Origin of the sequence: Pseudomonas sp. URIL14HWK12:I12 (assembly GCF_003097135.1) — a bacterium.
GTDB lineage: Bacteria > Pseudomonadota > Gammaproteobacteria > Pseudomonadales > Pseudomonadaceae > Aquipseudomonas.
In genome coordinates this window covers 320091-345917 of record NZ_QEQL01000001.1, presented here as the reverse complement: position 1 = coordinate 345917, position 25827 = coordinate 320091, and the positions used below count along the sequence as shown (strand labels likewise).

Annotated in this window: 26 protein-coding genes; 19 read left to right on the top strand and 7 right to left on the bottom strand. The window is 65.8% G+C overall.

The features are described 5' to 3' along the window. Window positions 1-12: 12 nt before the first annotated feature. The 8 genes from F474_RS01550 to rbsD all read left to right on the top strand — a co-directional run bounded on the left by F474_RS01550 (window position 13) and on the right by rbsD (window position 8484). Window positions 13-945, top strand: coding sequence for an ornithine cyclodeaminase family protein (locus tag F474_RS01550; protein ID WP_097086775.1), 933 nt, complete (start codon window positions 13-15; stop codon window positions 943-945). A gap of 59 nt (window positions 946-1004) precedes the next feature. Beyond that, the gene (locus tag F474_RS01545) at window positions 1005-2447 is read left to right on the top strand and encodes a short-chain fatty acid transporter (RefSeq protein WP_097086773.1); all 1443 of its coding nucleotides are present in this window, start codon (window positions 1005-1007) and stop codon (window positions 2445-2447) included. 189 nt (window positions 2448-2636) lie between these two features. Then, window positions 2637-3596 (top strand): sugar ABC transporter substrate-binding protein, encoded by a 960-nt coding sequence (locus tag F474_RS01540; RefSeq protein WP_097086770.1) that lies wholly within the window; start codon window positions 2637-2639, stop codon window positions 3594-3596. Then, entirely contained in the window at window positions 3593-5143 is a 1551-nt protein-coding gene (locus F474_RS01535; protein WP_097086768.1) for a sugar ABC transporter ATP-binding protein, read from the top strand. The genes F474_RS01540 and F474_RS01535 overlap by 4 nt, the downstream gene beginning before the upstream one ends. After that, a complete protein-coding gene (locus F474_RS01530) occupies window positions 5140-6120 on the top strand; it encodes an ABC transporter permease (RefSeq protein ID WP_097086765.1) in 981 nt (326 codons plus the stop codon). The genes F474_RS01535 and F474_RS01530 overlap by 4 nt, the downstream gene beginning before the upstream one ends. 5 nt (window positions 6121-6125) lie before the next feature. Continuing rightward, the gene (locus F474_RS01525) at window positions 6126-7175 is read left to right on the top strand and encodes a LacI family DNA-binding transcriptional regulator (protein WP_097086762.1); all 1050 of its coding nucleotides are present in this window, start codon (window positions 6126-6128) and stop codon (window positions 7173-7175) included. Then, complete coding sequence (rbsK, locus tag F474_RS01520) at window positions 7175-8083, top strand: ribokinase (protein WP_097086759.1); 909 nt, start codon at window positions 7175-7177, stop codon at window positions 8081-8083. Before F474_RS01525 ends, rbsK begins: the two co-directional genes overlap by 1 nt. Further along, window positions 8080-8484: a D-ribose pyranase gene (gene rbsD / locus F474_RS01515; RefSeq protein ID WP_097086757.1), complete on the top strand. Its 405-nt coding sequence runs from the start codon at window positions 8080-8082 to the stop codon at window positions 8482-8484. Before rbsK ends, rbsD begins: the two co-directional genes overlap by 4 nt. Window positions 8485-8539: 55 nt before the next feature. Here the strand turns inward: rbsD and hpaI are convergent, their stop codons facing one another. Genes hpaI through F474_RS01495 form a run of 4 tightly spaced genes read right to left on the bottom strand, consistent with a single transcriptional unit; the run spans window position 8540 to window position 11934 of the window. Beyond that, window positions 8540-9331, bottom strand: a complete 792-nt coding sequence (gene hpaI, locus F474_RS01510) for a 4-hydroxy-2-oxoheptanedioate aldolase (RefSeq protein WP_305881874.1) — start codon at window positions 9329-9331, stop codon at window positions 8540-8542. A 37-nt stretch (window positions 9332-9368) separates the two neighbouring features. Next, on the bottom strand, window positions 9369-10187 hold the full coding sequence (gene hpaH / locus F474_RS01505; RefSeq protein WP_097086755.1) for a 2-oxo-hept-4-ene-1,7-dioate hydratase: 819 nt from the start codon (window positions 10185-10187) through the stop codon (window positions 9369-9371). Then, window positions 10184-11050 carry a fumarylacetoacetate hydrolase family protein gene (locus F474_RS01500; protein WP_097086753.1) on the bottom strand — a complete coding sequence of 289 codons (867 nt, stop codon included), beginning with the start codon at window positions 11048-11050 and terminating at the stop codon, window positions 10184-10186. Before F474_RS01500 ends, hpaH begins: the two co-directional genes overlap by 4 nt. Continuing rightward, complete coding sequence (locus F474_RS01495) at window positions 11047-11934, bottom strand: amidohydrolase (RefSeq protein WP_097086751.1); 888 nt, start codon at window positions 11932-11934, stop codon at window positions 11047-11049. The genes F474_RS01500 and F474_RS01495 overlap by 4 nt, the downstream gene beginning before the upstream one ends. Before the next feature lie 181 nt (window positions 11935-12115). Between F474_RS01495 and F474_RS01490 the strand changes: the two genes are divergently transcribed. The 11 genes from F474_RS01490 to F474_RS01440 all read left to right on the top strand — a co-directional run bounded on the left by F474_RS01490 (window position 12116) and on the right by F474_RS01440 (window position 23041). Then, the gene (locus F474_RS01490) at window positions 12116-12523 is read left to right on the top strand and encodes a RidA family protein (protein ID WP_097086749.1); all 408 of its coding nucleotides are present in this window, start codon (window positions 12116-12118) and stop codon (window positions 12521-12523) included. Between the two features lie 117 nt (window positions 12524-12640). Continuing rightward, a complete protein-coding gene (locus F474_RS01485; protein WP_097086747.1) occupies window positions 12641-13441 on the top strand; it encodes an IclR family transcriptional regulator in 801 nt (266 codons plus the stop codon). 70 nt (window positions 13442-13511) lie between these two features. Then, window positions 13512-14828: an MFS transporter gene (locus tag F474_RS01480; protein WP_097086745.1), complete on the top strand. Its 1317-nt coding sequence runs from the start codon at window positions 13512-13514 to the stop codon at window positions 14826-14828. 205 nt (window positions 14829-15033) lie between these two features. Further along, window positions 15034-16083 (top strand): ABC transporter substrate-binding protein, encoded by a 1050-nt coding sequence (locus F474_RS01475; RefSeq protein WP_097086743.1) that lies wholly within the window; start codon window positions 15034-15036, stop codon window positions 16081-16083. A 28-nt stretch (window positions 16084-16111) separates the two neighbouring features. Beyond that, a complete protein-coding gene (locus F474_RS01470) occupies window positions 16112-17035 on the top strand; it encodes an ABC transporter permease (protein WP_097086742.1) in 924 nt (307 codons plus the stop codon). A gap of 1 nt (window position 17036) precedes the next feature. Continuing rightward, on the top strand, window positions 17037-17825 hold the full coding sequence (locus F474_RS01465; protein ID WP_097086738.1) for an ABC transporter permease: 789 nt from the start codon (window positions 17037-17039) through the stop codon (window positions 17823-17825). Window positions 17826-17855: 30 nt separating this feature from the next. Beyond that, the gene (locus tag F474_RS01460; protein WP_097086914.1) at window positions 17856-19319 is read left to right on the top strand and encodes an NAD-dependent succinate-semialdehyde dehydrogenase; all 1464 of its coding nucleotides are present in this window, start codon (window positions 17856-17858) and stop codon (window positions 19317-19319) included. Between the two features lie 65 nt (window positions 19320-19384). Next, a complete protein-coding gene (locus F474_RS01455; RefSeq protein ID WP_097086736.1) occupies window positions 19385-20473 on the top strand; it encodes an ABC transporter ATP-binding protein in 1089 nt (362 codons plus the stop codon). A 30-nt stretch (window positions 20474-20503) separates the two neighbouring features. Beyond that, window positions 20504-21793: a 4-aminobutyrate--2-oxoglutarate transaminase gene (gene gabT / locus F474_RS01450; RefSeq protein WP_097086734.1), complete on the top strand. Its 1290-nt coding sequence runs from the start codon at window positions 20504-20506 to the stop codon at window positions 21791-21793. 31 nt (window positions 21794-21824) lie between these two features. Beyond that, window positions 21825-22511, top strand: coding sequence for a haloacid dehalogenase (locus F474_RS01445; protein WP_097086731.1), 687 nt, complete (start codon window positions 21825-21827; stop codon window positions 22509-22511). Between the two features lie 35 nt (window positions 22512-22546). Further along, complete coding sequence (locus F474_RS01440) at window positions 22547-23041, top strand: Lrp/AsnC family transcriptional regulator (protein ID WP_097086728.1); 495 nt, start codon at window positions 22547-22549, stop codon at window positions 23039-23041. A 24-nt stretch (window positions 23042-23065) separates the two neighbouring features. Here the strand turns inward: F474_RS01440 and F474_RS01435 are convergent, their stop codons facing one another. Genes F474_RS01435 through F474_RS01425 form a run of 3 tightly spaced genes read right to left on the bottom strand, consistent with a single transcriptional unit; the run spans window position 23066 to window position 25817 of the window. Continuing rightward, a complete protein-coding gene (locus tag F474_RS01435) occupies window positions 23066-23761 on the bottom strand; it encodes a cupin domain-containing protein (RefSeq protein WP_097086726.1) in 696 nt (231 codons plus the stop codon). 8 nt (window positions 23762-23769) lie between these two features. Continuing rightward, the gene (locus tag F474_RS01430; protein ID WP_097086723.1) at window positions 23770-25053 is read right to left on the bottom strand and encodes an FAD-binding oxidoreductase; all 1284 of its coding nucleotides are present in this window, start codon (window positions 25051-25053) and stop codon (window positions 23770-23772) included. Between the two features lie 59 nt (window positions 25054-25112). Continuing rightward, a complete protein-coding gene (locus tag F474_RS01425; protein WP_097086721.1) occupies window positions 25113-25817 on the bottom strand; it encodes an HAD-IA family hydrolase in 705 nt (234 codons plus the stop codon). Between the last annotated feature and the right edge of the window lie 10 nt (window positions 25818-25827).

The following is a 25827-nucleotide window of genomic DNA, read 5'->3' as shown; positions in this document are numbered from 1 at the left end:
TGGAGAATGCCGATGCAGATTTTCGATGCTCAACACACCCGCTCCGCCTTGGCGTTCGGGCCCCTTATCGAGGCCTTGCATGAGGCATTCGTAAGGCCGGCTCAGGTGCCCTTCCGGCATATTCACGACTTGTCTTCAGCGGTAGGCGAAAGTGCCAACCTGCTGTTGATGCCGGCTTGGAACGCTGAATTCTTCGGGATCAAGACGGTATCGGTTTATCCCGGCAATGCCCAGCGCCAGCAGCCCGGGCTGCACTCCACCTACATGCTCTACGACGCGACCAACGGCGCGCCGTTGGCATTGATCGACGGTAACGAGATCACCTCCCGGCGTACAGCGGCGGCCTCAGCATTGGCCGGGGCCATGCTCGCCCGGCCCGACGCCCGCAACCTGCTGGTGGTCGGTGCCGGCCGAGTGGGCAGCTTGTTGGCAGAGGCCTACGCCACCGTGCGCTCGCTAGGCCGGGTAATGGTTTGGGACATCAACCTGCAAAGCGCCCATGCCTTGAGCGCGCGGCTGGCCCGCGAGGGGTTCGACGCCCATGTCGTCGATAGCCTGGAAGCTGCCTGCGGCCAGGCGGACATCGTGAGCTGCGCGACCTTATCGACTGCGCCGCTGATCAAGCGCGCCTGGCTGCGCGAAGGCACCCATCTGGACCTGATCGGGGGCTTCACCCCGCAGATGAGAGAAGCTGACGACGATTGCTTCAAGGGCACGCAGGTGTTCGTCGACACCCCTGAAGCACTGATGAAGGCTGGCGATCTGCTCGACCCGATAGCCGCAGGGGTGTTTGGGCAAGATCAGGTCAGAGCTGACCTGGCGGCGCTGTGCCAGGGCAAGCACCCCGGCCGTACCGATGCGCAGGGCATCACCGTGTTCAAAGCGGTAGGTACAGCCCTCGAAGACTTGGCCGCTGCCCAGCTCGTTTACTCGAAGCACCCATAAGAAAAACACAAGGTTTCATTTTTCCTGCCTGTCCAGCCCATCAGAAGAGGAAGACAGCCATGCAAGGCAACGTGCTTCAAAACAGCGTCCCCGCTCAGCGTTCCGGGGTGTTCGAACGAATTGCAGTCAGCGTTTCCAATTGGTCGGAACGTTGGTTTCCTGACTCCTATGTATTCGCCACGCTCGCGGTGATCATCGTCGCGCTGGGTGCACTGGCGTGCGGTGCCTCCGTACGCGCTGTCGCCAGTGCGTTCGGCGACGGTTACTGGAGCTTGATCCCGTTCACCATGCAAATGGCCGTCGTCGCTATCTCCGGGTACGTGGTGGCCGTCTCACCGCCTGCATCCCGGCTGATTACCCGGCTGGCTGCATGGCCCACTACCGCGCGGGGGGCGGTGACTTTCGTGGCGTTCGTGAGCATGTCGTGCTCAATGTTCAACTGGGCTATCAGCATGATCTTCAGCAGCCTGCTGGTCAGGGCGATCGCGCGCCGGGAGTCGTTACGCATGGACTATCGCGCGGCCAGTGCCGCCGCTTACCTGGGGCTGGGTGCAACCTGGGCCTTGGGCCTGAGCTCGGCAGCGGCGCAAATCCAGGCAAACCCCGCGAGCCTGCCCAAATCCCTTCTCGACATCACCGGCGTGATCCCCTTCTCCCAGACCATTTTTCTGTGGCAGTCGCTCGCCATGGCCTTGGTCATAACCGTTGTGTCGCTGCTGGTTGCCTGGGCTTCCACGCCCTCGCCGGAGCGCGCAAAAACGGCCCAGGACATGGGCATCGATTTATCAGAGGCGTGCGATGACCTGGAACCCAGGAAGCGCCCCGGCGAATGGCTGGAATACAGCCCGTTGCTGACCCTGGTGACGGTGGCGATCGGTGCGGCCTGGGCAGTGGGCGAGTTCACCAGCAAAGACCCGATCTATGCGATCTCCAATCTCAACACCTACAACTTGCTGTTCCTGCTCGTGGGCATGCTGTTGAGCTGGCGGCCCAAGCGCTTTTTGCGCGCGGTAGCACGCTCGGTGCCCTCGATCGCCGGCGTGCTGATCCAGTTCCCGCTGTACGGCGCGATAGCGTTCATCATGACCAAGGCAGCAGGCAGTGACGGCGCTACCCTCTCCCACCACATCGCCGAAGCGTTCGTCTCGATCGCGAGCAAGGAAAATTTCGCGGTGGTGATGGGCCTGTATTCGGCGTTCCTCGGGTTCATCATCCCGTCCGGTGGCGGCAAGTGGATTATCGAAGCCCCCTATGTGATGCAGGCCGCCAACCAGCTCCAGGTGCATCTGGGCTGGACGGTGCAGGTCTATAACGCCGCCGAGGCGCTGCCTAACCTGATCAACCCGTTCTGGATGCTCCCGCTGCTGGGTGTTCTGGGGATCAAGGCGCGGGACGTCGTGGGGTTCACCTTCACACAGCTGATCGTTCACCTGCCGTTGGTGTTGTTCATGCTCTGGTTCTTCTCGATGACCCTGGACTACTTGCCGCCGCAGATGCCCTGAGCTGAAATCCGCCCTATGAGCCCCGGGTGCTGCGCCACCGGGGCTCGATTCTTCACCCCCCGCCTACTGGTCACTGCAGCCGCGCCGCGCTCTCCCGCCCGAATTGACAACCCCCTGCCCTTGACCCATAGTTTCTCAACTCGCAAACGTTTGCGGGCTCCAAATAACGACAATACCGGAGTCATCATCATGTACGGTTCACGCCCTGCCCGTCTGTTCACCGCGCTTGCCTTCAGCGCAGCCAGCGCCCTGCTCCCGCTTTCCGCCAGCCACGCCGCCGAGCCCGAAAAACCCAAGGTCGCCTTGGTCATGAAATCGCTGGCCAATGAATTTTTCCGCACCATGGAAAACGGCGCCAAGGATTACCAGGCGGCGCACCCAGGCGATTTCAGCCTGATCGCCAACGGCATCAAGGATGAAACCGACACCTCGGCGCAGATCCGTATCGTCGAGCAGATGATCGTCGAACAGGTGAACGCGCTGGTGATCGCACCGGCCGATTCCAAAGCACTGGTGCCGGTACTTAAAAAGGCTGCCGACGCGGGCATCAAGGTCGTGAACATCGATAACCGGCTCGACCCTGCGGTGGTGCGCAGCAAAGGCCTGGACATCCCCTTCGTAGGCCCGGACAACCGTAAAGGCGCCCAGCTGGTGGGTGACTACCTGGCCAAGACGTCGCTCAAAGCCGGCGACCAGGTCGGCATCATCGAAGGGGTATCGACCACCACCAACGCCCAGCAACGTACTGCTGGTTTCAAGGCGGCGATGGATCAGGCCGGGATGAAGATCGTCGGGGTGCAGTCGGGCAACTGGGAAATCGACAAAGGCAATGCCGTGGCAGCGGCCATGCTCAACGAATACCCCGACCTCAAAGCCCTGCTGGCGGGCAACGACAGCATGGCGCTGGGTGCGGTGTCGGCAGTGCGCGCTGCAGGCAAGCAAGGCCAGGTCAAGGTGGTGGGCTACGACAACATCAATGCCATCAAACCGATGCTAAAGGACGGCCGCGTGCTGGCCACGGCAGACCAATACGCCGCCAAACAAGCGGTGTTCGGTATCGAAGCGGCCCTCAAGCTGATCAAGGGTGAGCCGGTCGATGCCAAAGACGGCGTGATCGAAACCCCCGTTGAACTCGTGACCCAGCCATGAGCGGCGCGGTACTGACCGCCCGCGGGATCGGCAAAACCTACGCCCAGCCCGTGCTGGGCGGTGTGGACCTTGAGCTGCACCCCGGCGAGGTGCTGGCCCTGACCGGCGAAAACGGCGCAGGCAAAAGCACCTTGTCGAAGATTTTCTGCGGCCTGGAGCAACCCACCACCGGCAGCCTTGAGCTGCTGGGCGAGCCCTATGCCCCTGCCAACCGGCGCAGGGCCGAGCAGCTGGGGGTGCGCATGGTGCTGCAGGAGCTCAACCTACTGCCCACCCTGAGCGTGGCGGAAAACCTCTTCCTCGACCGCCTGCCCCACCGCGCCGGCTGGATCTCCCGGGGCCGGCTGCGCAACCTGGCTCGCCAGGCCATGGCGCAGGTCGGGCTGGAGGCCGTAGACCCGGACACCCCCGTGGCGGCCCTGGGCGTTGGCCATCAGCAGATGGTTGAAATCGCCCGTAACCTGATCGGCGACTGCCGCGTGCTGGTGCTCGACGAACCCACCGCCATGCTCACCCACCGGGAAGTGGAGCTGCTGTTCGAGCAGATCGAGCGCCTGCGCGCGCGGGGCGTGGCCATCGTGTACATCTCCCACCGCCTCGAAGAGCTGGCGCGGGTCGCCCAGCGCGTGGCGGTGCTGCGCGACGGCTGCCTGGTAGCGATAGAGCCCATCGGCCGCTACAGCAGTGACGAACTGGTCACCCTGATGGTGGGCCGCGAAGTCGGTGACGCCATCGACCTGGGGGCCCGCCCGCTGGGCGCACCACGGCTGCAGGTGCGCAACCTCAGCCGGCGCGGCAAGGTCGACGACGTGTCGTTCAGCGTCCGCGCCGGCGAGATATTCGGCATTTCCGGGCTGATCGGTGCCGGTCGCACTGAGTTGCTGCGCCTGATCTACGGGGCCGACCGCGCCGACAGCGGCCAGGTGCTGCTGGGCGACCCCGCCGTGCCGGTGGTGATCGGTTCCCCGGCAGAGGCGGTTCGCCAGGGTATTGCGCTGATCACTGAAGACCGCAAGGGCGAAGGGCTACTGCTGAGCCAGTCGATCGGCGCCAACCTGGCCTTGGGCAACATGCCCCGGGTGTCGCGCCACGGCGTGATGCACGCAGCCGCCGAAGACGGCCTGGCGCAGCGCCAGATCGCCGCCATGCGCATCCGTTGCCAAGGGCCGCAGCAGCGGGTAGACGAGCTGTCTGGCGGTAACCAGCAAAAGGTGGTGATCGGTCGCTGGCTGGAACGCGACTGCACCGTGCTGCTGTTCGACGAACCCACGCGCGGCATCGACGTCGGTGCCAAATTCGAAATCTACGCCTTGCTCGGCGAACTGGCGCGCCAAGGCAAGGCCTTGGTAGTGGTGTCCAGTGACCTGCGCGAGCTGATGCTGATCTGCGATCGCATCGGCGTGATGTCGGCCGGCCGGCTGGTCGATACCTTCAGCCGCGACAGCTGGAGCCAGGACAGCCTACTGGCTGCCGCCTTTGCCGGCTACCGCGCCCGTGAAGCCTTGCTCGGCGAGGCCACCCCGCCCCTACAGGAACTGCCCCAATGAGTACCCCGATCGTTTCACCCGCCACCCGCAGTGGCACCCGCCAAGGCCTGGGCACCTATGTGGGCCTGGCCGGCGCCTTGCTTGCGATGGTGGTGCTGTTCGCCTCGCTGAGCAGCCACTTCCTGTCCTATGCCACCTTTACCACGCTGGCCAACCAGATCCCTGACCTGATGGTGCTGGCTGTCGGCATGACGCTCGTGTTGATCATCGGCGGCATCGACCTGTCGGTAGGCTCGGTGCTCGCGCTGGCTGCCGCCGTGGTGAGCGTGGCGACCCTGGGGCTGGGCTGGGGCATTGTGCCCGCCGCGTTGCTGGGCATGGCGTGCGCCGCTCTGGCCGGTACGGTCACCGGCACAATCACGGTTGCCTGGGGCATCCCTTCGTTCATCGTGTCGCTGGGCGTGCTGGAAATGGCCCGAGGCCTGGCCTACCAGCTTACCGATTCGCGTACCGCTTACATTGGTGACGCCTACGCTTGGCTGTCCACGCCTTGGGCGGCCGGTGTCTCGCCTTCGTTCGTCATCGCCCTGGCGGTGATCGTGCTCGCGCACCTGCTGCTGACCCGTACCGTATTCGGGCGCTACCTGGTGGCGATCGGCACCAACGAAGAAGCGGTGCGCCTGGCCGGGATCAACCCCAAACCCTACAAGGTGATGGTGTTCGCGTTGATGGGCGCGCTGGCGGGCCTGGCGGCACTGTTCCAGATCTCTCGGCTCGAAGCCGCCGACCCGAATGCCGGCGCCGGCATGGAGCTGCAGGTGATCGCCGCGGTGGTGATCGGTGGCACCAGCCTGATGGGTGGGCGCGGTTCGGTCATCAGCACGTTCTTCGGCGTGCTGATCATTTCGGTGCTGGCAGCCGGGCTCGCCCAGGTCGGCGCCTCGGAGCCGACCAAGCGCATCATCACCGGGGCGGTGATCGTGGTAGCCGTGGTGCTCGACACCTACCGCAGCTACCGCGCCAAGCGCAAAGGGTAAGCACAGTGGCCACCATCAAGGACGTCGCCGCGCGCGCAGGCATCTCCTACACCACGGTGTCACACGTGGTGAACGGCACGCGGCCGGTCAGCGATGCAGTGCGCAGCAAGGTCGAAGCCGCCATCGCCGAGCTGGGCTACGTGCCCAGCGGCGTGGCGCGTTCGTTGCGGGCGCAGGCCACCGGCACCCTGGGCATGCTCTTGCCCAACGTCAGCAACCCCTACTTCGCCGAGCTGGCCCGCGGGGTGGAAGATCACGCCGAGCAAAACGGCTACAGCCTGATCCTCTGCAACTCCGATGACGACATCGACAAGCAGCTGCGCTACCTGCGCGTGCTGCTGGAACGGCGCATCGACGGGTTGATCGTGGCCACGGTGGACAGCGACCCGCGCCTTGCCCAGGCACTGGCGCCGCTCAAGGTGCCCCTGGTGCTGGTCGACCGCCCTCTGGAAGGGGTGCTGGCCGACCGTGTGCAGGTCGACCACGAACAAGGCGGCTATCTGGCTACCCGGCACCTATTGGCACTCGGCCACCAACGGATTGCCTGCATCGCCGGGCCGGCTACCACCGAGGCGGCCCGCTTGCGCGCCGCAGGCTACCAGCGCGCACTGGTCGAGGCGCAGGTGCCGGCGCTGCCGGTGGTGGCCTGCGCCTTCACCGCGCCCGCAGGGCATGCCGCCGCGCACAGCCTGCTGGCGGCCCCGCAGCCGCCCTCGGCGATTTTCGCCGGTAACGACATGTTGGCCATCGGCGTGCTGCGCGCGGCGGCCGAGCAAGGGCTGCGTGTGCCGGCGCAATTGTCGGTGGTGGGGTTCGACGACATCGAGGTCAGCCGTTACCTCTACCCGGCACTCACAACGGTCGGCCAGGCGATCGGCCAACTGGGCGAGCGCGCCGCTGCGCGGCTATTGGCGCGTATTCGTAACCCCGAGCTCAGTGTCGGGCACCAGTCGCTGCCACCCCAGGTGGTACAGCGGGAAACCAGCGGGCCAGCGTTTTCCAACGGTGCTGAGCCCCATACAGCCGCAAGGCATGTTGTTGAAGGTGAGCAATGATGGGCGCAAGCGTTGTGGTAGTGGGCAGCTTGAACATGGACCTGGTGGTGCAGACCCCGCGCTTGCCAGCCGCCGGTGAAACCCTCGCCGGCCACGGTTTCACCACGGCCGCCGGCGGCAAGGGGGCCAACCAGGCGGTGGCCGCCGCGCGGCTCGGCGCGCAGGTGGCGATGGTCGGGTGCCTGGGCAGCGACGCCTATGGCGATGCACTGCGCAGCGGCCTGCTGGCCGAGGGCATCGATTGCACGGCAGTGGCCACCGCCGAAGGCGTGCCGACCGGTATCGCCTCCATCCTGGTGGACGACCAAGGCCGCAACACCATCGTGATCGTCGCCGGCAGCAATGCCGAACTGCGCCCGGCACAGTTGGCCGAGCACGCCGCCCTGCTGGCCGAGGCCAAGGTGGTCATCACCCAGCTCGAGGTGCCTATGGCCACGGTGGAGGCAACGCTGCAGCGCACCCGCGACCAAGGCGCTGCGCTGATCCTCAACCCTGCCCCGGCCACCGGCCCGCTGCCCAGCCACTGGTACGGGCTGGTCGATTACCTGGTGCCTAACGAATCCGAAGCCAGCCTGCTCACCGGCTTGCCCGTGCACTGCCCGGCCAGCGCCCGGCACGCTGCAGAGCACCTGCGCGGCCTGGGCGTGGCGCGCGTGCTGATCACCCTGGGCGAACAAGGGGTGCTCTATGCCGGGCCCGAAGGCTATGAGCATTACCCTGCCAAGCCCACTCGCGCCGTCGATACTACCGCCGCCGGCGACACCTTCCTCGGCGGCTTCGCCGTCGGCCTGGCCGAAGGCCGCCCGTTGGCGCAGGCGATCGGCCTCGGCCAACGGGCCGCAGGCCTGGCAGTCACCCGCGCAGGCGCGCAACCTTCGATTCCCTACCGCCACGAGCTGCCCGAATGAAAAAGACCCCGCTGTTGAACGCGGCGCTGTCCGCCGCTATCGCCCGCCTTGGCCACGGTGACGTGCTGGTGATCGGTGACGCCGGTATGCCGGTACCGCCCGGCACACCCTGCATCGACCTGGCCCTGACCCCTGGCGTACCGGATTTCGCCACGACCGTGCAGGTGGTGTTGGCAGAGATGCAGGTCGAAAGCCATGTGGTTGCCGAAGAAACTTTTATCGCGGCCCCGCCCGGCCTCGCCACCCTTGAGGCGCTGCACAGCGCAGGCGTGCTCGGTGAGCGCACGCGGGTGAGCCACGTGGCGCTCAAGGCGCTGTGCAAGGAGGCCCGGGTGCAGGTGCGCACGGGGGAGTGCCAGCCCTACAGCAATATCGCCCTGGTGGCGGGGGTGACGTTCTGATGGCGGGCCTACTGCGGCCGTGGCCTTGAAAGTCAAGGGCGGGCGCAGCAGGCCTTCAATAACCGGCCCCAGTGCCGCCCGCCTCCCCCTCGGCTCGGAACTGCCCGATCAACCCTTTCAGGCCGCGCATCAACACGGCGGTATCCACCCCTACCGCAACGAACGTTGCCCCAAGCGCCCTGTACCGTTTGGCCAACCCTTCGTCCGCTGTCAACACCCCTGCCGCCTTCCCTGCCTTCACAATCTGGCCGATGGCGTCGTCGATCGCACTCACCACGGCAGGGTGCCCGGGGTTGCCTCGGTAGCCCATGGCCGCGGATAAATCCGCAGGCCCGATGAACACGCCATCGACGCCCTCCACCGCTGCGATCAGCTCCAAATTCGCCAGGCCCTCCAGGCTCTCCACTTGCACCAGCAGGCAGATCTGCTCATCGGCCTGGTGCACGTAGCCCTCCACGCTGTTCCAGCGCGAGGCCCGCGCCAGCCCGCTGCCCATCCCACGAATGCCGGCCGGGGGGTACCTTACTGCTCGCACCAGGGCCTTGGCCTGGTCAGCCGTTTCTACCATCGGCACCAGCAGCGTCTGGGCACCGAGGTCCAGTAGCTGCTTGATCAGCGCCGCATCGCCGCATACCGGCCGAACGATGGGCTGCGCGGCATAGGGCGCGATGGCCTGCAGCTGGCCGAGGGTGCTGCGCAGGTCGTTGGGGGCGTGCTCGCCGTCGATCAGCAGCCAGTCGAACCCGGCGTTAGCCGCCAGCTCGGCGCAGTAGGCGTCTGCCAACCCGAGCCAGAGGCCATATTGAACCTCCTGCGCGAGCAAGCGACGTTTGAATGCGTTTATCACAGTGATGCTCCTTTGCACGGCCCAGTGCACCGTCGGCTCAGGCGAAATGGCAGGCGACCGTGCCGAACTCGCCGTAGTCCGCCACGATGGTGTCGCCCTTGGCCACATCCACCGGGCGTATGAATGAGCCCGCCAGAATCACCTGGCCGGGTTCGAGCGTGACGCCATGCCGGTGCAGCCGGTTGGCCAGCCAGGCCACGCCGTTGGCGGGGTGGTTGAGCACCCCAGCGGCCAGGCCCGTCTCTTCTACCTCGCCGTTCTTGCTGACGATGGCCCCGATTCTGCGCACGTCGGCCGCAAAGGCGTCCGGTTTGAATGGCCTGCCGCCGAGGATGATTGCTGCGTTGGCGGCGTTGTCGCTGATGGTGTCCAGCACCCCGCGCATGCGGCCTGTTTCCCCGTCTCTGCGCTGGATGCGGGCATCGAGCAGTTCCAGTGCCGGGGTGATGTAGGCGGTAGCGTCCAACACGTCGAACAGGGTGCAGGCCGGGCCCGCCAAGGGTTTGCGCAGCACGAACGCCAGCTCGGCCTCGATTTTCAGCTCGATGAACCGCTCGGTCGGGATCCGAGCGCCATCTTCGTAGAACATGCTGTCCAGCAGCACCCCGTAGTCAGGCTCGTCGATGCCCACCGCGCGGCGCATGGCTTTGGAGGTCAGCCCGATCTTGTGGCCTTTGACCTTGCGCCCGGCGGCGCATTGCTGCTCCACCCAGGCACTTTGAATGCGGTAGGCATCGAGCAGGTTCATGGCCGGGTACTGCAGCGAAAACTGCCGGCACTGTTGGCGGCTGTGCTCGGCGTCGGCCAGTTGTCTCGCTGCCATGGTGGTCTGTTCGGGGGTCAGCGCGGGCGTCATTGCTCAGCCTCCACGCGGTTACGCAGGCAGCCGACGCCGGCCACCTCGACCTCGACCACATCGCCTGGCCGCAGGAAGCGTGGCGGGTCGAACCGGATCCCGGCCCCGGTGGGTGTGCCGGTCACGATCAGGTCACCGGTTTCAAGCGTTGTGAACGTGGAGAGGTAGGCGATGAGCTGGGCGAAATCGAACATCAGCCTGGCGGTTGTATCCTGCTGGCGCAGCTCGCCATTGACGCGAGTGCTCAGGTGCAGGCCGGCGTAACCGTCGGGAAACTCGTCGGCGGTGACCACCCAGGGGCCGTATGACCCGGAGCGGTGGAAGTTCTTGCCCTGGGTTACGTTGAATTTGGCGTGGTGCACCCAGTCGCGAATCGTGCCCTCGTTCACGCAGGTAAGCCCGCCGATGTGCGCCAACGCCTGGGCCGGCGGGATGCGGCGGCCACCCTGGCCGATGACGATGCCGATCTCCCCTTCGTAGTCGAGCTGCTGCGACTCGTGGGGTTGCAGCAAGGCCTGGTCGGGGGCAGAGAAGGAATCCGGCACGCGCATGAAGATGCTGGGGTATTTCGGCAGGTCGCTGCCGTCCTTGTATTCGGCGTTGCGCTGGGCGTAGTTCACACCGATGCAGAAGATCTTGCGCGGCTGGGGTATCGGCCGCTGCAGCGTTACCGCCGATAGCGGGTAGTCCGCGGCGCTGCACTCAACCCTTGAGCGAGCGGCGGCCAACAGCTGAGCGCCAGCCCCCAGCAGCCCTGCGACGCCATCGATATCGGCCAGGTGCGTGCCCAGGTCGATCACGCCGTCGCCTACGACCGCGCCCCATTTGCTTGCACCCTCATGGGTGTAGGTAATCAGTTTCATGAGCAAAATCCAAAAAGCCGGGCGGGGTTGGTCACCAGGATGCGCTCCAGGGCGGCGGCATCGGGCGCGAAGCGGTACAGCAGCTCCATCAGCAGCCCTTCATTGGGCGGCTGCTTCAGCGAGATCGGGTGCGGCCAATCACTGCCCCAGATGCAGCGGTCCGGCGCCGCATCTATCAAGGTCTGCGCCAGGGGAATCACGTCATCCCAGGGCGGGCCCGTTCTGGAGATTTTTTCCGACAGTGAAAGCATCACCCAGAAATTGCCTTCCTTGAGCAGGCCCAATACCCGGTCCAGGCTCGGGTCGCTCAGCCCTAATGCCGGGTTGGCGCGCCCCATGTGGTCGAGCACCACCGCCAGCTTCAGGTGTTCGAAGTCTTTTAGCTGCTCGGCGATGCCCTCGGCCGAGGGCTGCACTTTCACATACCAGCCCAGCTCGGCTATGCGGGCCAGTGCACGGTCGAGTTCTTTGGGGGCAAAGCTGATCCCCAGCCCTGCCCGGCTGAAGCGCGCACCCCTTACCCCGGCGTCGTTGAGTTGTTGAAGGTAGGCATCGCTGCCCTCCAGCAGCACCGCCGCGTTCGCACAGCCGACGTAGCGCTTGTTGCTTGCCCCGGCATTCAGGCCTTCCAGGGCATCCAGCACGACGCGATGGTCTGCGCCGTAGGTGGTCGCCTGCACCACCACGCCGCGTTCTATGCCCAGGGTACGGTGCAGCTCGCGCGCCACCTCCCAGGTGGCCGAAGGCATGCTGTAGACCGCGCCGGGTTGGATGGGGTATTGGCTCGGGTCGCCGAACACGTGGAATTGGCTGTCGCAGGCCAGGCCCGGCGGCAAGGGTGCCGGCGGGCGCGGATGGGGGTCGAAGGCGAGGTAGTCTGGCATGGGGGCGGCTCGTGTGGTGGGGCTTGCCTGGACTGTAAGAAGCCACCTGGCCCTCAACAACACAGCCTTTGCAATTCATTCCGCAGCATGGACTTTTATCGGCGCTGGTGCTTGTGGGCCGCCCTGCGCGCCCGCCAACAATAGGGCCACCCCCTCCTGAGCCAACCCTGCGGAGCCCGACATGCCCAACCGACACGCGATCTATTTGCAGCAGTTTGCCCATGCCAACCCGATCCCGGCGGCTTGCCGCCGTGGCCCGCTGTTGATGTCAGGTGTCATCAACGGCAATGACCCGGCCACCGGCGAGTTGCCCGCCGACCTCGACACGCAGTGCCGTCATGTATTTACCCACGTGCAGGCGATTCTCCAGGCCGCTGGGGCAACCCCCGACGACGTGGTGAAGATGACCGTATGGCTACAGGATCGCGAGCAGCGCGGGCCGCTCAACGAGCAATGGCTCAAGCTCTTTCCCGACGCCAAGAGCCGCCCGGCCCGCCACGCCCTTCAGGCAGCGACCCCTTCGAAGTTCCTCATCCAGTGCGAGTTCACCGCCTGGGTCATGGAAAACGCAAAGCGCGAAAAGGCCTGAAAGATTCCACCCTATGGAACAAATACAGCGTAAACCGCTGGCGGTGCGTGCGGCGCCCTACCAGTATGAGCATCCAGCGCAGGCCGAATCGGCATTGCCCCCACCGCCGAGGCACCCATGAGCCCCCAGGACCTACCCACGCTAACCGGCGAAAGCGCCGCCACCACCCGATCACTGGCCCGTGCCTTTCAGATCATGAGGGTTCTTGCCCTGGGCCAGGAGCATGGCATGCGCCTGATCGATGTGGTGCGCCATACCGGGCTGTCGCGCCCGACCGTGCACCGGCTACTCAGGGCCTTGGCCGATGAGCACGCCGTCGAGCAAGACCCCGCAACCCGCCGTTACCGGGTGGGGGCTGAAATTTCGATGCTGGCGCTGGCACGCCCTTCTCGCTTGCCGCTGCGCAAACTCGCCGAGCCGCATCTTCAGGTGTTGAGCGACACCTTGGGCGATACCGCCTTCATCACCGTGCGCCACGGCCGGGATTCGGTCTGCCTCGACCGGCAATTGGGCAGCTTCCCTATCAAGGTGATGTCCATCGATGTCGGTACGCGCCGGCCGTTGGGGGTCGGAGTGGCCGGGGTGGTGTTGCTCTGCGCGATGGCCGATAGCGAAATCGACGAGCTTCTGGAGATGGATCACGCCCGCTTGCAGGCCTGCCACCTCACGGCGCCTGAGATCAAAGCCAGAGTTTCGGCCGCCAGGGCACAGGGCTTTGTCTATGCCGAGCAGGGCGTCACGCATGGCACCGCAGCGCTTTCGGTGCCAGTGCTTGGGCCCTCAGGCGAGATCGTCGCGGCGCTGAGCGTGGCCGCCGTGGCCAGTAACCTGCCGCCCGGGAAGGTTGCGCACACCGCAGCGGTGCTGGCCGGGCAGGCAGCCTTGATCAGCAAGCGGCTTTCGGCACTGGGCGTGTAGCCGCCTACTGTGGCCTGCGGCGCCGCACCCTCTGCCTGTTCCCATTCCAATAACAAGAGGAACCCTCGATATGCGCGCCAACGTACACACTCAGCTCGCAGGCTCGGCCGCCCCTACCCAGGGCGCCGTACTCAACCGCGTGGCCTGGCGAATCCTGCCGTTTCTGTTCATCTGCTATGTGCTGTGCAACATCGACCGCTCCAACGTGGCCATCGCGCACCTGGAGTTCAGCGCAGAGATCGGGCTCAGTGCTGCGCAATACGGCCTGGGTGCATCGCTGTTCTTCATCGGGTACATCCTGTTCGAGGTGCCCAGCAATCTGATGCTGGAACGCTTCGGCGCGCGCATCACGCTCACCCGGATCATGGTGCTCTGGGGGCTGGTCACGGCCGGCTTCATGCTGGTGAGCAGCGTCGAAGGGTTCTATCTGGCACGCGTGCTGTTGGGCATCGCCGAGGCCGGCTTTTTGCCGGGCATGATTCTCTACCTCAGCTACTGGTTTCCGGCGGCCCGGCGTGGGCGGATCACCGCCTGGTTCACCCTGGGCATACCCGTGGCCGGGGTGATCGGCAGCCCGTTGTCGAGCTACCTGATGGTTGCCTTCGATGGCTGGCAGGGCCTGAGCGGCTGGAAGTGGATGTTCATCATCGAGGGCGGCATTACCGTGGTGCTGGGCGCGCTGGCCTGGTTCGTATTGGCTGACAAACCCGCCACTGCAAGCTTTCTGAGCGATACCGAAAAAACCGTACTGATCCAAGCCCTGGCCCAAGCCCCCGCCGGCCCGGCCCAGGGCGCTCATTCCAGCAAGGCCCTGGCCATTGTGCGCTCGCCCGTCACGCTGGCGCTGAGCTTTGTGTATTTTGCGATCGTGATGTCGATGGTGGTGCTCAATTACTGGGCGCCCTCCCTTATCAAGGACGCCATTGGCGGCACCACCGGCAGCATCGCCCTGTATTCGGCCGGCCTGTACGCGGTGGGAGCGCTGGGCATGATCATGCTGGGCTGGCTGTCAGACCGCTATCAGCGCCGGCGGGCTTTTGTGGCCGGCGCGCTGGTGATCGGCGCCCTGGCCTATGGCTTGATCGCTTCTCAGCTCACGGCCGGGTTCGGCGCGTATTACACCTTGGTGTTCGCTGCGTTTTTCACCTATGGCGCGATGCCAGTGTTCTGGAGTATTCCCGCCTCGGTGATGAGCAGGCAGCAAGCAGTAGTCGGCATCGCCGCAATCAGCGCACTGGCCAACGTCGCCGGCATGGTGGGGCCGGCCGTCATCGGCTGGTCGAAGGGCGCCACTGGGCACTACTCGGCAGGCATCTACCTGCTCAGCACCTGCATGGTGCTGGCGGCCGGGGTGATCCTGCTCAAGCGCCAGTCGGCAAAAGCCTGACCCTGGCATCGCCCGCCGCCGCAGGATGTGCCCGAACCCCCACCGCACATCCTGCCGCCCCACCCCCGATATTCCCCATTTAATTCTCCCCTGGCCCCTATCTTCAGCCGCGCCGTTCTCCCCAGCCTCGGTACAGTTGACTGCAGCCCCGTGGCCTTGATGGCTGCGGCCCGCCCGACCCTTTCTGGCTGGAGTGACCCCCACGATGCCGCTACCCTACCGCACACGCTTGATCTGCGCCGGAGCCGCCCTGTTGGGCACTGTTCATGCTGTGGCCGAGGCCGAAGAGCTGACGTTCGTGTCTCAGGGCGGGGCGTATCAGCAAGCGCAGAGCGAGGCGATTCTGCTGCCGGCAGCCAAGGCGCTGAAGATCGACCTGCGCCAGGACAGCTCACCGAAGGCCTACCCGATCATCAAGACCCAGGTCGAAAGCAAGAAGGTCACCTGGGATGTGGTGGACCTGCCCACCGGTGACTGCCTGCGCGGCGAAAAAGAAGGGCTTTTCGAAAAGCTCGACCCGGCCCTGGTGCCCAACGCCGCGCAACTGCCGCCCCAGCTGCGTGACGATTACAGCGTCGGCTACATCAGCTACTCCACGGTGCTGGCCTATCGCACCGACGCCAAGGGCCATCCGGCGCCCAAGACCTGGGCCGACTTCTGGAACACCCAGGCCTTCCCCGGCGCCCGCTCGCTGCGCAACCTGCCACGGCCGACGCTTGAGATCGCCCTGATGGCCGACGGCGTGGCGCCAGACAAGCTCTACCCGCTCGATGTCGACCGAGCATTTCGCAAGCTTGAGCAGATCAAGCCGCACATCCAGACCTGGTGGACCTCAGGCGGCCAGTCGGCGCAACTGATCGCTGATGGCGAAGTGGACATGATTCAAGCCTGGAACGGCCGCATCACGGCGGTGCAAGCCGATGGCGCGCCGGTTGCCTTCGATTACAACCAGGGCGTGCTGGAAACCAACTCGCTGTGCGTGCTCAAAGGCACCCCGCACCGAGAGGCAGCAATGAAATTCGTCAACGAAGCCATCAGCGCCAAATTGCAGGCCGCGCTGCCGCAGATCATCGACTACGGGCCGCTCAACCCCAAGGCCTTCGACACCGGCAGCATCTCCGCCGAGCGCGCCGCACAGCTGCCCTCCTCGCCGCAGAACATGGCCCGCCAGGCACTGCTCTCGGCTCAGTGGTGGGCCTCTGACGCCGGTGAGCAGGCCGAGCGGCGCTGGCTGACCTTCGTGCAGGCCAAGTAACCCGCTCACCTTTCCACTGGAGGCAGCCATGCCCAACGCCTATTCCGCCAGCGCCGCGCCCCAGGCCCGCAACACCGCCCCGCATGACGGGCAGGCCCGAGCCCTGGCGCGCGAGGAACGCCGCGAACACCTGACCCTGTTGCTGTTGCTGCTGCCGGCCCTGCTGGTGGTGGCGCTGTTGCTGATCGTGCCCATGTGCTGGCTGGCCGTGCAGTCGGTGCAGACCGAACAGGGCTGGTCGCTGGCCAACTACCTGCGCATCTTCCAGGAAGCGATCTACTGGGACACCTTCGCACTGACCTTCAAGATCAGCTTCATCGTCACCGTGCTGGCGATTCTGTTGGGCTTCCCGGTGGCCTATGCCGCTTCCCGCCTGCACGGCTTCTGGGCCAACCTGATCCTGGCCTGCGTGATCATCCCGTTCTGGACCAGCGTGCTGGTGCGTGCCTACGCCTGGCTGGTGCTGCTGCAACGGCGCGGGCTGGTGAACCAGACGCTGATGGACCTGGGCCTGATCGACCAGCCGCTGACGCTGATGCACAACGTCACAGGCACTGTGATCGGCACGCTGCACGTGATGCTGCCGTTCATGGTGCTGCCGTTGTATTCGGTGATGAAGAAGATTCCCCAGGACCTGCTGCAAGCCTCGCAAAGCCTGGGTGCCAGGCCGTTCTACACCTTCCGCCGGGTATTTCTGCCCATGGCGGCACCCGGGATCATGGCCGGCTCGATCCTGGTGTTTGTGATCTGCCTGGGGTTCTTCATCACCCCCGAGTTGCTCGGTGGCGGGCGCACGGTGCTGGTGTCGATGCTGGTGCAGCGCAATGTCGAGCTCTACAACGCCTGGGGCGCTGCCAGCGCGGTAGGCCTGGTGCTGCTGCTGGTGGTGTTCCTGATCTTCTGGGCCATCAACAAGGTCATCCCGATCGAACGTATCCTGGGTGCGCGCTGACATGAACATCCCGACCTACCTGCGCCCCGGGCGCGTGCTGTTCATCCTGCTGGTGGCGGCGATCCTGTTGTACCTGATCGTGCCGGTGCTGATCGTGATCCCGATGTCGTTCTCCGACGCGCGCTTTCTGCAGTTTCCGCCCAAGGCCTGGTCGCTGCGCTGGTACGAGGCGTTCTTCAACAGCGCCGAGTGGATGTCGGCGGCGCGCACCAGCCTGATCACCGCCGTCGCGACCACGTTGGTCAGCCTGCCGATGGGCATGGCAGCGGCCTATGCGATCAACAACTCCACCCTGCGTTTTGTGCGCACGCTGCAGATCATTCTGCTGCTGCCCATGATGGTGCCGATCATCCTGATCGCCGCCGGGGTGTTCTTCGTCTATGCCCGCGCCAGCTTGATCAGCACCCTGACCGGGCTGGTGCTGGCCCATGTGATGCTCGCCCTGCCCTACGTGATCATCGCCCTGCTGGCGGGCCTGCGTAATTTCGACATGGCCCAGGAAATGGTCGCTCGCAGCCTGGGCATGAATCGCTTTCGAGCCTTCATGGCCGTAACCCTGCCGCAGATCAAGCCCAGCGTCATCTCCGCCACGCTGTTCGCCTTCATCACCTCGCTGGATGAAACCGTGGTGGCGCTGTTCATTTCCGGCGGCGACAACCAGACCCTGCCCAAGCGCATGTTCACGGCCCTGCGCGACGAGATCGACCCGACCATCGCCGCCATCAGCTCGATGCTGATCCTGGCTTCATTGCTGCTGGTAATGCTTGCCGGCCGGCAGAAACAGCGCTGAACGCCCCCATTGATTGCCAAGGCCCAGACCATGTTGAAAACCCTGTTGCAAGACCCTTCCCTGCTGGTTGAGCGCGCCTACGCCGACGGCCAATGGATCACCGCCGACGACGGCGCCACCCTGGATGTGCTCAACCCTGCCGACGGCAGCCGAGTCGCTGGGGTACCGGCCCTGCAGCCGGCACAGACCGAGCGTGCCATTGCCGCCGCTGAGGCCGCTTTCGCCCGCTGGCGGGAGGTGCCGGCGGCCGAGCGCGCCAGGCTGCTTTACGCCTGGTACGAACTGATCATGGCCAACCAGAACGACCTGGCGCTGATCATGACCGCCGAACAGGGCAAGCCGTTGGCCGAAGCCCAGGGCGAGGTCGCCTACGGCGCCAGCTTCGTCAAATGGTTTGCCGAGGAGGCGCGGCGCATCTACGGCGACACCATTCCGTCGCCGGCCGCCGACCGGCGCATCCTGGTGCTCAAGCAGCCAGTGGGGGTGGTGGCGGCCATCACGCCGTGGAATTTTCCCATCGCGATGATTACCCGTAAGTGCGCGCCGGCCCTGGCGGCGGGTTGTACGGTGCTGGTCAAGCCCTCGGAGCTCACCCCGCTCTCGGCACTGGCCCTGGCGGTGCTGGCCGAACGCGCCGGCATCCCGGCCGGGGTGTTCAACGTGCTCACCGGTTTGCCGGCCGGCGTCGGCACGCCCCTGGCGAGCAGCCCCGGTGTGCGCAAGCTGTCGTTCACCGGCTCGACCAAGGTGGGCCAGCTGCTGATGAGCCAGTGCGCCGCGACGGTCAAACGCCTGAGCCTGGAGTTGGGCGGCAATGCGCCGTTCATCGTGTTCGACGATGCAGACCTTGAGCTGGCCATCGCCGGGGTGATGCAGAGCAAGTTCCGCAATGCCGGGCAAACCTGCGTGTGTGCCAATCGCATCCTGGTGCAGCGCGGCATCTACCCGCGCTTCGCTGCGCGCCTGGCCGAGGCGGTGGCTGAGCTGAAGGTCGGCGACGGCATGGCCGAAGGGGTCACCCTCGGCCCGTTGATCAACGCCGCGGCGGTGGCCAAGGTGGCCCGGCACATCGGCGATGCCGTGGCCAAGGGGGCCGAGGTGCTCAGCGGCGGGCTGCCGGCCAACGACGGCCTGTACGTGCAACCCACCATATTGGGCAACGCCAGCGCCGCCATGCTGCTGGCCAACGAAGAAACTTTCGGGCCCGTGGCGCCGTTGTTCCCGTTCGACGATGAAGCCGAGGCCATCGCCCTGGCCAATGCCACCCCCTATGGGCTTGGGGCCTACTACTTCACCCAGGATATGCGCCGCGCCTGGCGAGTAGGCGAGCGGCTGGAGTTCGGCATGGTCGGGCTCAACACCGGGGTGATCTCCATGGAAGTTGCGCCGTTCGGGGGCATGAAGCAGTCCGGCACAGGCCGTGAGGGTTCCAAATATGGGCTGGACGAGTTTCTCGAGGTCAAGGCCTGGCACATCGGCGGGTTGGGCGCCTGAGGGCCTCACCGGCCAAGCAGGTAGCCATTTTGATTTTTCACCCATCTAATCGCAGGAGATCCACCATGGGCCTCACCCAGGGTTTCGAATCTGTCACCGTCGAGCAGGTGTGCAAGCATTACGGCAGCCTCAAGGCGTTGAACAACGTCGACCTCAAGGTCGAAGCGGGTGAATTCATGTCGCTGCTCGGCCCCTCTGGCTCGGGCAAGACCACGCTGCTCAGCATCCTTGGCGGTTTCATCCGCGTCAGCTCCGGGCGCATCCTGTTCGGTGAACGAGACGTCACCCTGATGCCGCCGCACAAACGCGAGATCGGCGTGGTGTTCCAGAACTACGCGCTGTTCCCGCACATGACAGTGGGCGAGAACGTTGCGTTTCCGCTTCGTGCCCGCGGTGAAAGCGCGGCGCGCAGTGCCGACCGAGTGCGCCAGGCGTTGGCCACGGTCGAGCTCAGTGGCTACGAACAGCGGCCCATCGCGGCGCTCTCCGGGGGGCAGCGCCAGCGCGTGGCCCTGGCCCGGGCAATCGTGTTCGAACCCAAGCTGATTCTTATGGACGAGCCGCTCTCGGCCCTTGACAAGCAGCTGCGCGAAACCATGCAAATTGAGCTGCGGGCCCTGCACAAGCGCCTGGGCGCGACCATGATCTACGTCACCCATGACCAGCGCGAGGCGCTGACCATGAGCGACCGCATCGCGATCATGCGCGGCGGCCAATTGGTGCAGGTCGATACGCCGCGCCGGCTGCACGATCATCCGGCGGACGATTTCGTCGCCAGCTTCATCGGTGAAAGCACCCTGGTGCCACTGCAGCGCCAGGGCAGCGACGGCCTGCACCTGGGCGGCGTGGCGCTGCGCACCAGCCGCCCGGTGCCGGCTGCCGGCGAGCTGTTCCTTGCCTTGCAGTCTGAAAAGCTGCTGCTGGACAACCCCGCCGCCGGCCCCGAATGGAACCGCCTGCGTGGCAAAGTGGCCGACATCGTCTTTCAAGGCGAAAGCCTGCGGGTGTTCGTGGAGCTGGAGAACGGCCCCACGGTGAGCCTGCGCCAGGCCAGCCATCACGAAGGCAACGCCAGCCTACCCCCGATCGGGTCGCCGCTGCTGATGCGCCTGCACCCCGAAGACACCATCGTGGTACCGCGTGCCGGCGCCTGAGCCCTGCGTGCCCTTGACCTGGAGAGACCGATGAATCACGCAATCAACCACACCCAACGCCTGCTCGCGCTGCGCGACCAACACGTGTCGCGCGGCATCGTCACCGCCCACCCAGTGGTGGCAGCGCGTGCCCAAGGGGCCGAACTGTGGGACGTGGACGGCACGCGCTACCTGGATTTCGTCGGCGGCATCGGCGTGCTCAACACCGGGCACAGCCACCCGGCGGTGGTCGAGGCGGTTCGGCGCCAGGCTGGGGAGATAAGCCACGCCAGCTTCCAGGTTGTGGCCTATGAGAACTACATCGAGCTGGCAGCCCGGCTCAATGCCCTGATCGGCGCCGGTGAGCATTACAAGAGCGTGCTGTTCACCTCAGGCGCCGAAGCGGTGGAGAACGCCATCAAGATTGCCCGCGGCCATACCGGCCGCCCGGCGGTGATCTCCTTTCGCGGGGGCTTTCATGGCCGCACCCTGCTGGGTGTGACGTTGACCGGCATGAGCCAACCCTACAAGCAGAACTTTGGCCCGTTCCCGGCGGAGATCTATCACTCGGTGTACCCCAATGCTTACCGAGGCATCAGTGCCGAGCAGGCCCTGGCCGAGCTCGATGAGCTGTTCGCCACCGACGTGGCTGCGGACCGGGTGGCGGCGATCCTGGTGGAGCCCGTGCAGGGCGACGGCGGCTTCCTGCCTGCGCCGGCGGCGTTTCTTCAGGGCCTGCGCGAACGGTGTACGCGCCATGGCATCGTGTTGATCCTCGACGAGATCCAAGCAGGCTTCGGCCGTACCGGCAAGATGTTCGGCTTCCAGCATGCGGGTATCCAGCCCGACCTGGTCACGGTGGCCAAGAGCCTGGCCGGCGGCATGCCACTCTCCGGCGTGGTGGGCCGCGCCGACATCATGGATGCGCCCTTGCCCGGGGGGCTCGGCGGAACCTACGGCGGCAATGCCGTAGCCTGCGCCGCCGCGCTGGCGGTGCTGGAGCTGTTCGAACACACCGACCTGCTCGCCCAAGGCGAGCGCTTGGCTGTGCGCTTGCAGGCTGGCCTGTTGGCTTTGCAGGCTCGGCATCCGCGTATCGGCCAGGTACGGGGGCTGGGCTTCATGCAGGCGATTGAAATGGTCACAGGTGACGGCAGCGGTGCGCCCGATGCCGCCCTTGCACAGGCGGTGATCGACGCTGCGCGCGCCGCCGGGCTGCTGGTGATCAAATGCGGCGTGCAGCGCAACGTCGTGCGCTTTTTGGCGCCGCTGGTAACCACCGAGGCGCAACTGGATGAAGCCCTCGGCATGCTGGCCGAGGCACTGGCCAGCACCTGCTGACAACGCCGCTGCAGCGCCACCGGAGCCAAGGATGAAAGTCACGCAGTACAAAGCATTGGGGCTGGCCATCGGCACCCTGGTAGATCGCGAACGAGGCATCCTCGAAGGCTTGCGCCCCCTGGCGGTGCAGGCTGGCCAGGCGCTGAGCGATGAGCAACTGCTGGGTGCCTATTACGCGCTGGCCTCAGCCCTGCGCGCGGACCCGGCCATCACCACTGCATCAGCCTTGCACGGCCGGTTGTACCAGCAGCTGGCGCAGCAATTGCATCTGATACCGGATTGGGACGCCACTGTGGCCTTTGGTAGCTCCACGGCAGCCTGGCCGATGTTCGAAGACGCGCCCGGTGCGCTGCAGTACTTGGCCAAGTTCTACCGGCTGGTACTGATCGCCCCGCCGCTGGCCATGGACACCGAGGCCTGGAGTTTGCGGCTGACAGCATCGTTCGACGCGGTCGTCAGCCTCGCCGACGATGCCTGGCATGCTGAGCTGGAGGCCGCATTGGCACGCTTGGGGCTGCGCCGGGCGGAGCTGCTGCCGGTGCGTAGCCAGGCGCGCGATGATCCTTGGGCGCAGCGCGTGGACTTCCCGGTGTGCGTACTCAGCCGGGGGCTGGCCCAGCCCTGGAATCATTCGCCCCAGGCGCTCGATGGCAAACGCTGCGAGTACGCAAGCCTGGCTGACCTTGCCCAGGCGCATCAACGGGCGCTGCGCGCCTGAAGGCTGTGATAACGACCGATTTGCGAGGAACCACGATGGATGCCGCAGCAAGACTCGACCGTATCGACCTGAACATTCTGGTGCAGTTGCAAAAGGACGGGCGCATGACCAACGTCAGCCTCGCCGAAGCGGTTGGCCTTTCGCCCAGCCCTTGCCTGCAGAGGGTCAAGCGCCTGGAAGCAGCCGGCTACATCAGCGGCTACGAGGCCCATGTGAACCTGGCCAAGTTCGCCAACTCGGTAACCGTGTTCACCGAGATCACCTTGAGCGATCACAAGCGCAATGATTTCGTGAAGTTCGAATCGAGCATCCGCAGCATTGACGAGGTGCTCGAATGCCACCTGATCAGTGGCGGCTACGACTACCTGGTGCGCTTCATGTGCAGCAGCATCCAGCATTATCAAGAGCTGATGGAGTCGATCCTGGACCGCAACATCGGCATCGAGAAATACTTCAGTTATATCGTGATCAAGTCGCCAGTGGTCAAAAGTGCGATCCCGTTGCGCAGCCTGGTGCGCACGGCCGGATAGCCAGCCCCAGAGGGGCTGCGCGCCCTAGCCCCAGATGCAGTAGACCTTGCGCACAGCCCGCTCACTCACCCAGGCATTGGCGAGCCCCGCCGGGGCGACGACCACCTCACCCGCTTCCACGTGCGCCGGCGCGCCCTGCTCGGGCGTCAGTTGCACGCCCCCTTCGAGCAGGTACATCAGCTCGGTATAGGCCGGGCGCATCTGGCGCCGGGCGTATGCCTCGCATTGCCAGAGGCCCACGCGCAGTGCCCCTGCTTCGTACAGCGGCAGGCTCCAGGCCTCGGGGGCAGGCCCCAGCAGCACATCGGCCGGCGGCGGCGAGCAGGGCTCAAGCGAAGCCGAGAGGTCGAGCTTGAACGGAGCGCGCGCCGGCTCTGGCGGTGCCATCACGGCCATGAAGGCGTACTCAAACCCCCCGCGAGCCTGCCATTGCACCGCCGCACCACAGGGGATGACGAAGGCGTCGCCGGCGTTGAGGCTAAGCTCCCGGCCCTGGAAACCCAGCACCAGTTCACCCGCCACGGCCACCCCCACCTCACACCATGGCCAGGCTCGGGCTGCGCCCTGCTCAGCGACCGTACAGCGCCCCGCGCCCCAGCCCTCTTGGGCCTGCGCGGCATGCCAGGTGCGGCCTTCGGCCAGCGGGCCGCTGGGCCAGGGGCTCGCCACCGCGGCGCAGGGCTGGGCACTCGACAAGGGGTAATGCAGCAATTGGACCATGCTCACCTCTAGCGCCCGACGGCATCGAGCAGTTGTTGCCAACCTGCCGCCAGGCGCACGCCAGGGGCGCGCAAACCGTGCAGCGGGATGGGATTGAACCCCTTTCCGGCCAGTAGGCCGAGCTGCACCGGTTCGCCGGCGCTCATCGCAGCCAGCTGCGCCCCCATCCACGTCGACATGGCCACCCCGCCGCCGTTGTAGCCCACGGCGTAATACTGATTCGGGGCGAGCTCACCGGCGTGGGGCAGGTAGTCCAGGGTCATTGCCACCAGCCCCGACCAGCGGAACCCGATCGCTACGCTCGCCAACTGCGGAAACACCTGGACCATGCTGCGCTGCAACGTGTCGAAGGCCTGGGCCGAATCCTGCTGGCCGAAGGCGCCGCGGCCGCCGAAGATCAACCGGTCGCCGACCACGCGGAACCAGCGCAGCATGCGCTTGGTGTCGCCGCACACCTGGCCACCGGGCATCAGGCTCGCCAAAAGCGCTGGCGCCAAGGGCTCGGTGGCGATGATTGCGCTGCGAAACGGGATCAGCCGCCGATGCAGGCTGGCGGTCACCGGGGTCTGGTCGCTGTAGCCATTGGTGGCGTAAATCACTTGGCGTGCGCTGACGTGCCCGCCCGGCGTCTGCACGCTGAACCGCCCACCCTCCTCCCGCACCGCCAGCGCCGGGCTGCCCACATAGATGCCCACGCCCCGCTGGTGCAGGCGCCAGGCCAGGCCACGCGTGAAATTGAGCGGGTGCAGCCCGCCGGCATGAGGGGTGAGCAGCCCACCGTGAAACAATGTGGCGCCGGTGAGCTCGCGCACTTGCTCGGCGTCGATCAACCGCACCGAAGCACTGCCGGTTTCTCGTTTGACCCAGTCGGCAGTAGCCTGTAGGCCAGCCAGCGCCCGCGGGGTGTGCGCCGCCGCGATATGCCCGCCCAGGTGCAAGGCCGCCTGGTCCAGCCCCAGCTCGTCGATCAGCTGGGCCAAGCCATCAACAGCGGCGTGGCCGGTGTGATACAGGTGCAGCGCGGCCTCCCGGCCATGCCGCGCCATGGCCGCGGAAAAGCCGACGCGAAACTTCGGCGACACCACCCCGCCGTTACGCCCGCTGGCACCGAACCCCAGTTCGTTGGCTTCCAGCAACAAGGGCTCACGCCCGCTCTGGGCGATGTGCCAGGCAGCGCTCAAGCCGGTATAGCCGGCGCCGATGATTGCCACGTCGCACTGCCGCTCGCCGGCGAGCGGCGCGAGCGGTGGTGCGGCCTGGGCGGTGGCCGCCCATAAACTGTTCACTGCCATGGGCAGCCTCCGGCCAGCCTGAATAAGGGGCCGCCCCGGCTGGCGGGGCGGTGAAGGGGTCAGCCGAGCTCGGCCTCTACCGCGTCGGCCAATTGCGCCAACGAGGTGAAGTGATAGTGCGGTTTGGTGTGCTCCGACTCCAGCGTCCCGCCGCTGCCCTTCTGGTTGTGCCGGCGTTCGATCCAGCAGGTCTGGTACCCGAGGCGCATGGCCACACCGATATCGTGGTATTGGCTTTGCGCAACGTGCAGGATCTGCTCGAACACGACGCCCTGCGTGGCCAGCACCCCACGGGTGTAGGCGAAGAATTGCGGGTCAGGCTTCTCGAAACGCACGTCATCGACCGTTACGCGCACATCGAACGGTTCATCGAGGGTGCGGGCCATGTGGTTCAACGCCCAGATGCGCGAGTTGGTGGTGGCCACCAGCTTGAAGTGCTTGCGCAGGCGCTTGAGCGCTTCGACCGAATCGGGAAACGCCGGGAACTGCTCGACCGACAGCGCCAGGCCCCGGGCGAACTCGGCGCTGTCGGGCAGTTTCAGCTCGGCAGCCATCAAGTGGTAGCAGCGCTCCAGATCGTCTGGCCACCAGCCCGAGTCGGTGGCGGCGCGCGTCACCCGGTAGGCTTTGAGAATGTCGTCGTCACTGCAGGCGTTGGCGGCGGCGCCACCGACCTTGCGCACATGGTTGAGGATGCCAGCTTCGAAATCGATCAGGGTGCCGACCACGTCAAAGGTCAGGGCCTTGAATTGCTTGAATGACATAACGCGCTCC

Excerpts from the sequence above, each read along its gene's own strand:
- F474_RS01550 (WP_097086775.1), top strand. The coding sequence starts at position 13 with ATGCAGATTTTCGATGCTCAACACACCCGCTCCGCCTTGGCGTTCGGG.
- F474_RS01545 (WP_097086773.1), top strand. The coding sequence starts at position 1,005 with ATGCAAGGCAACGTGCTTCAAAACAGCGTCCCCGCTCAGCGTTCCGGG.
- F474_RS01540 (WP_097086770.1), top strand. The coding sequence starts at position 2,637 with ATGTACGGTTCACGCCCTGCCCGTCTGTTCACCGCGCTTGCCTTCAGC.
- F474_RS01535 (WP_097086768.1), top strand. The coding sequence starts at position 3,593 with ATGAGCGGCGCGGTACTGACCGCCCGCGGGATCGGCAAAACCTACGCC.
- F474_RS01530 (WP_097086765.1), top strand. The coding sequence starts at position 5,140 with ATGAGTACCCCGATCGTTTCACCCGCCACCCGCAGTGGCACCCGCCAA.
- rbsK (WP_097086759.1), top strand. The coding sequence starts at position 7,175 with ATGGGCGCAAGCGTTGTGGTAGTGGGCAGCTTGAACATGGACCTGGTG.
- rbsD (WP_097086757.1), top strand. The coding sequence starts at position 8,080 with ATGAAAAAGACCCCGCTGTTGAACGCGGCGCTGTCCGCCGCTATCGCC.
- hpaH (WP_097086755.1), bottom strand. The coding sequence starts at position 10,187 with ATGACGCCCGCGCTGACCCCCGAACAGACCACCATGGCAGCGAGACAA.
- F474_RS01500 (WP_097086753.1), bottom strand. The coding sequence starts at position 11,050 with ATGAAACTGATTACCTACACCCATGAGGGTGCAAGCAAATGGGGCGCG.
- F474_RS01495 (WP_097086751.1), bottom strand. The coding sequence starts at position 11,934 with ATGCCAGACTACCTCGCCTTCGACCCCCATCCGCGCCCGCCGGCACCC.
- F474_RS01490 (WP_097086749.1), top strand. The coding sequence starts at position 12,116 with ATGCCCAACCGACACGCGATCTATTTGCAGCAGTTTGCCCATGCCAAC.
- F474_RS01485 (WP_097086747.1), top strand. The coding sequence starts at position 12,641 with ATGAGCCCCCAGGACCTACCCACGCTAACCGGCGAAAGCGCCGCCACC.
- F474_RS01480 (WP_097086745.1), top strand. The coding sequence starts at position 13,512 with ATGCGCGCCAACGTACACACTCAGCTCGCAGGCTCGGCCGCCCCTACC.
- F474_RS01475 (WP_097086743.1), top strand. The coding sequence starts at position 15,034 with ATGCCGCTACCCTACCGCACACGCTTGATCTGCGCCGGAGCCGCCCTG.
- F474_RS01470 (WP_097086742.1), top strand. The coding sequence starts at position 16,112 with ATGCCCAACGCCTATTCCGCCAGCGCCGCGCCCCAGGCCCGCAACACC.
- F474_RS01465 (WP_097086738.1), top strand. The coding sequence starts at position 17,037 with ATGAACATCCCGACCTACCTGCGCCCCGGGCGCGTGCTGTTCATCCTG.
- F474_RS01460 (WP_097086914.1), top strand. The coding sequence starts at position 17,856 with ATGTTGAAAACCCTGTTGCAAGACCCTTCCCTGCTGGTTGAGCGCGCC.
- F474_RS01455 (WP_097086736.1), top strand. The coding sequence starts at position 19,385 with ATGGGCCTCACCCAGGGTTTCGAATCTGTCACCGTCGAGCAGGTGTGC.
- gabT (WP_097086734.1), top strand. The coding sequence starts at position 20,504 with ATGAATCACGCAATCAACCACACCCAACGCCTGCTCGCGCTGCGCGAC.
- F474_RS01445 (WP_097086731.1), top strand. The coding sequence starts at position 21,825 with ATGAAAGTCACGCAGTACAAAGCATTGGGGCTGGCCATCGGCACCCTG.
- F474_RS01440 (WP_097086728.1), top strand. The coding sequence starts at position 22,547 with ATGGATGCCGCAGCAAGACTCGACCGTATCGACCTGAACATTCTGGTG.
- F474_RS01435 (WP_097086726.1), bottom strand. The coding sequence starts at position 23,761 with ATGGTCCAATTGCTGCATTACCCCTTGTCGAGTGCCCAGCCCTGCGCC.
- F474_RS01430 (WP_097086723.1), bottom strand. The coding sequence starts at position 25,053 with ATGGCAGTGAACAGTTTATGGGCGGCCACCGCCCAGGCCGCACCACCG.
- F474_RS01425 (WP_097086721.1), bottom strand. The coding sequence starts at position 25,817 with ATGTCATTCAAGCAATTCAAGGCCCTGACCTTTGACGTGGTCGGCACC.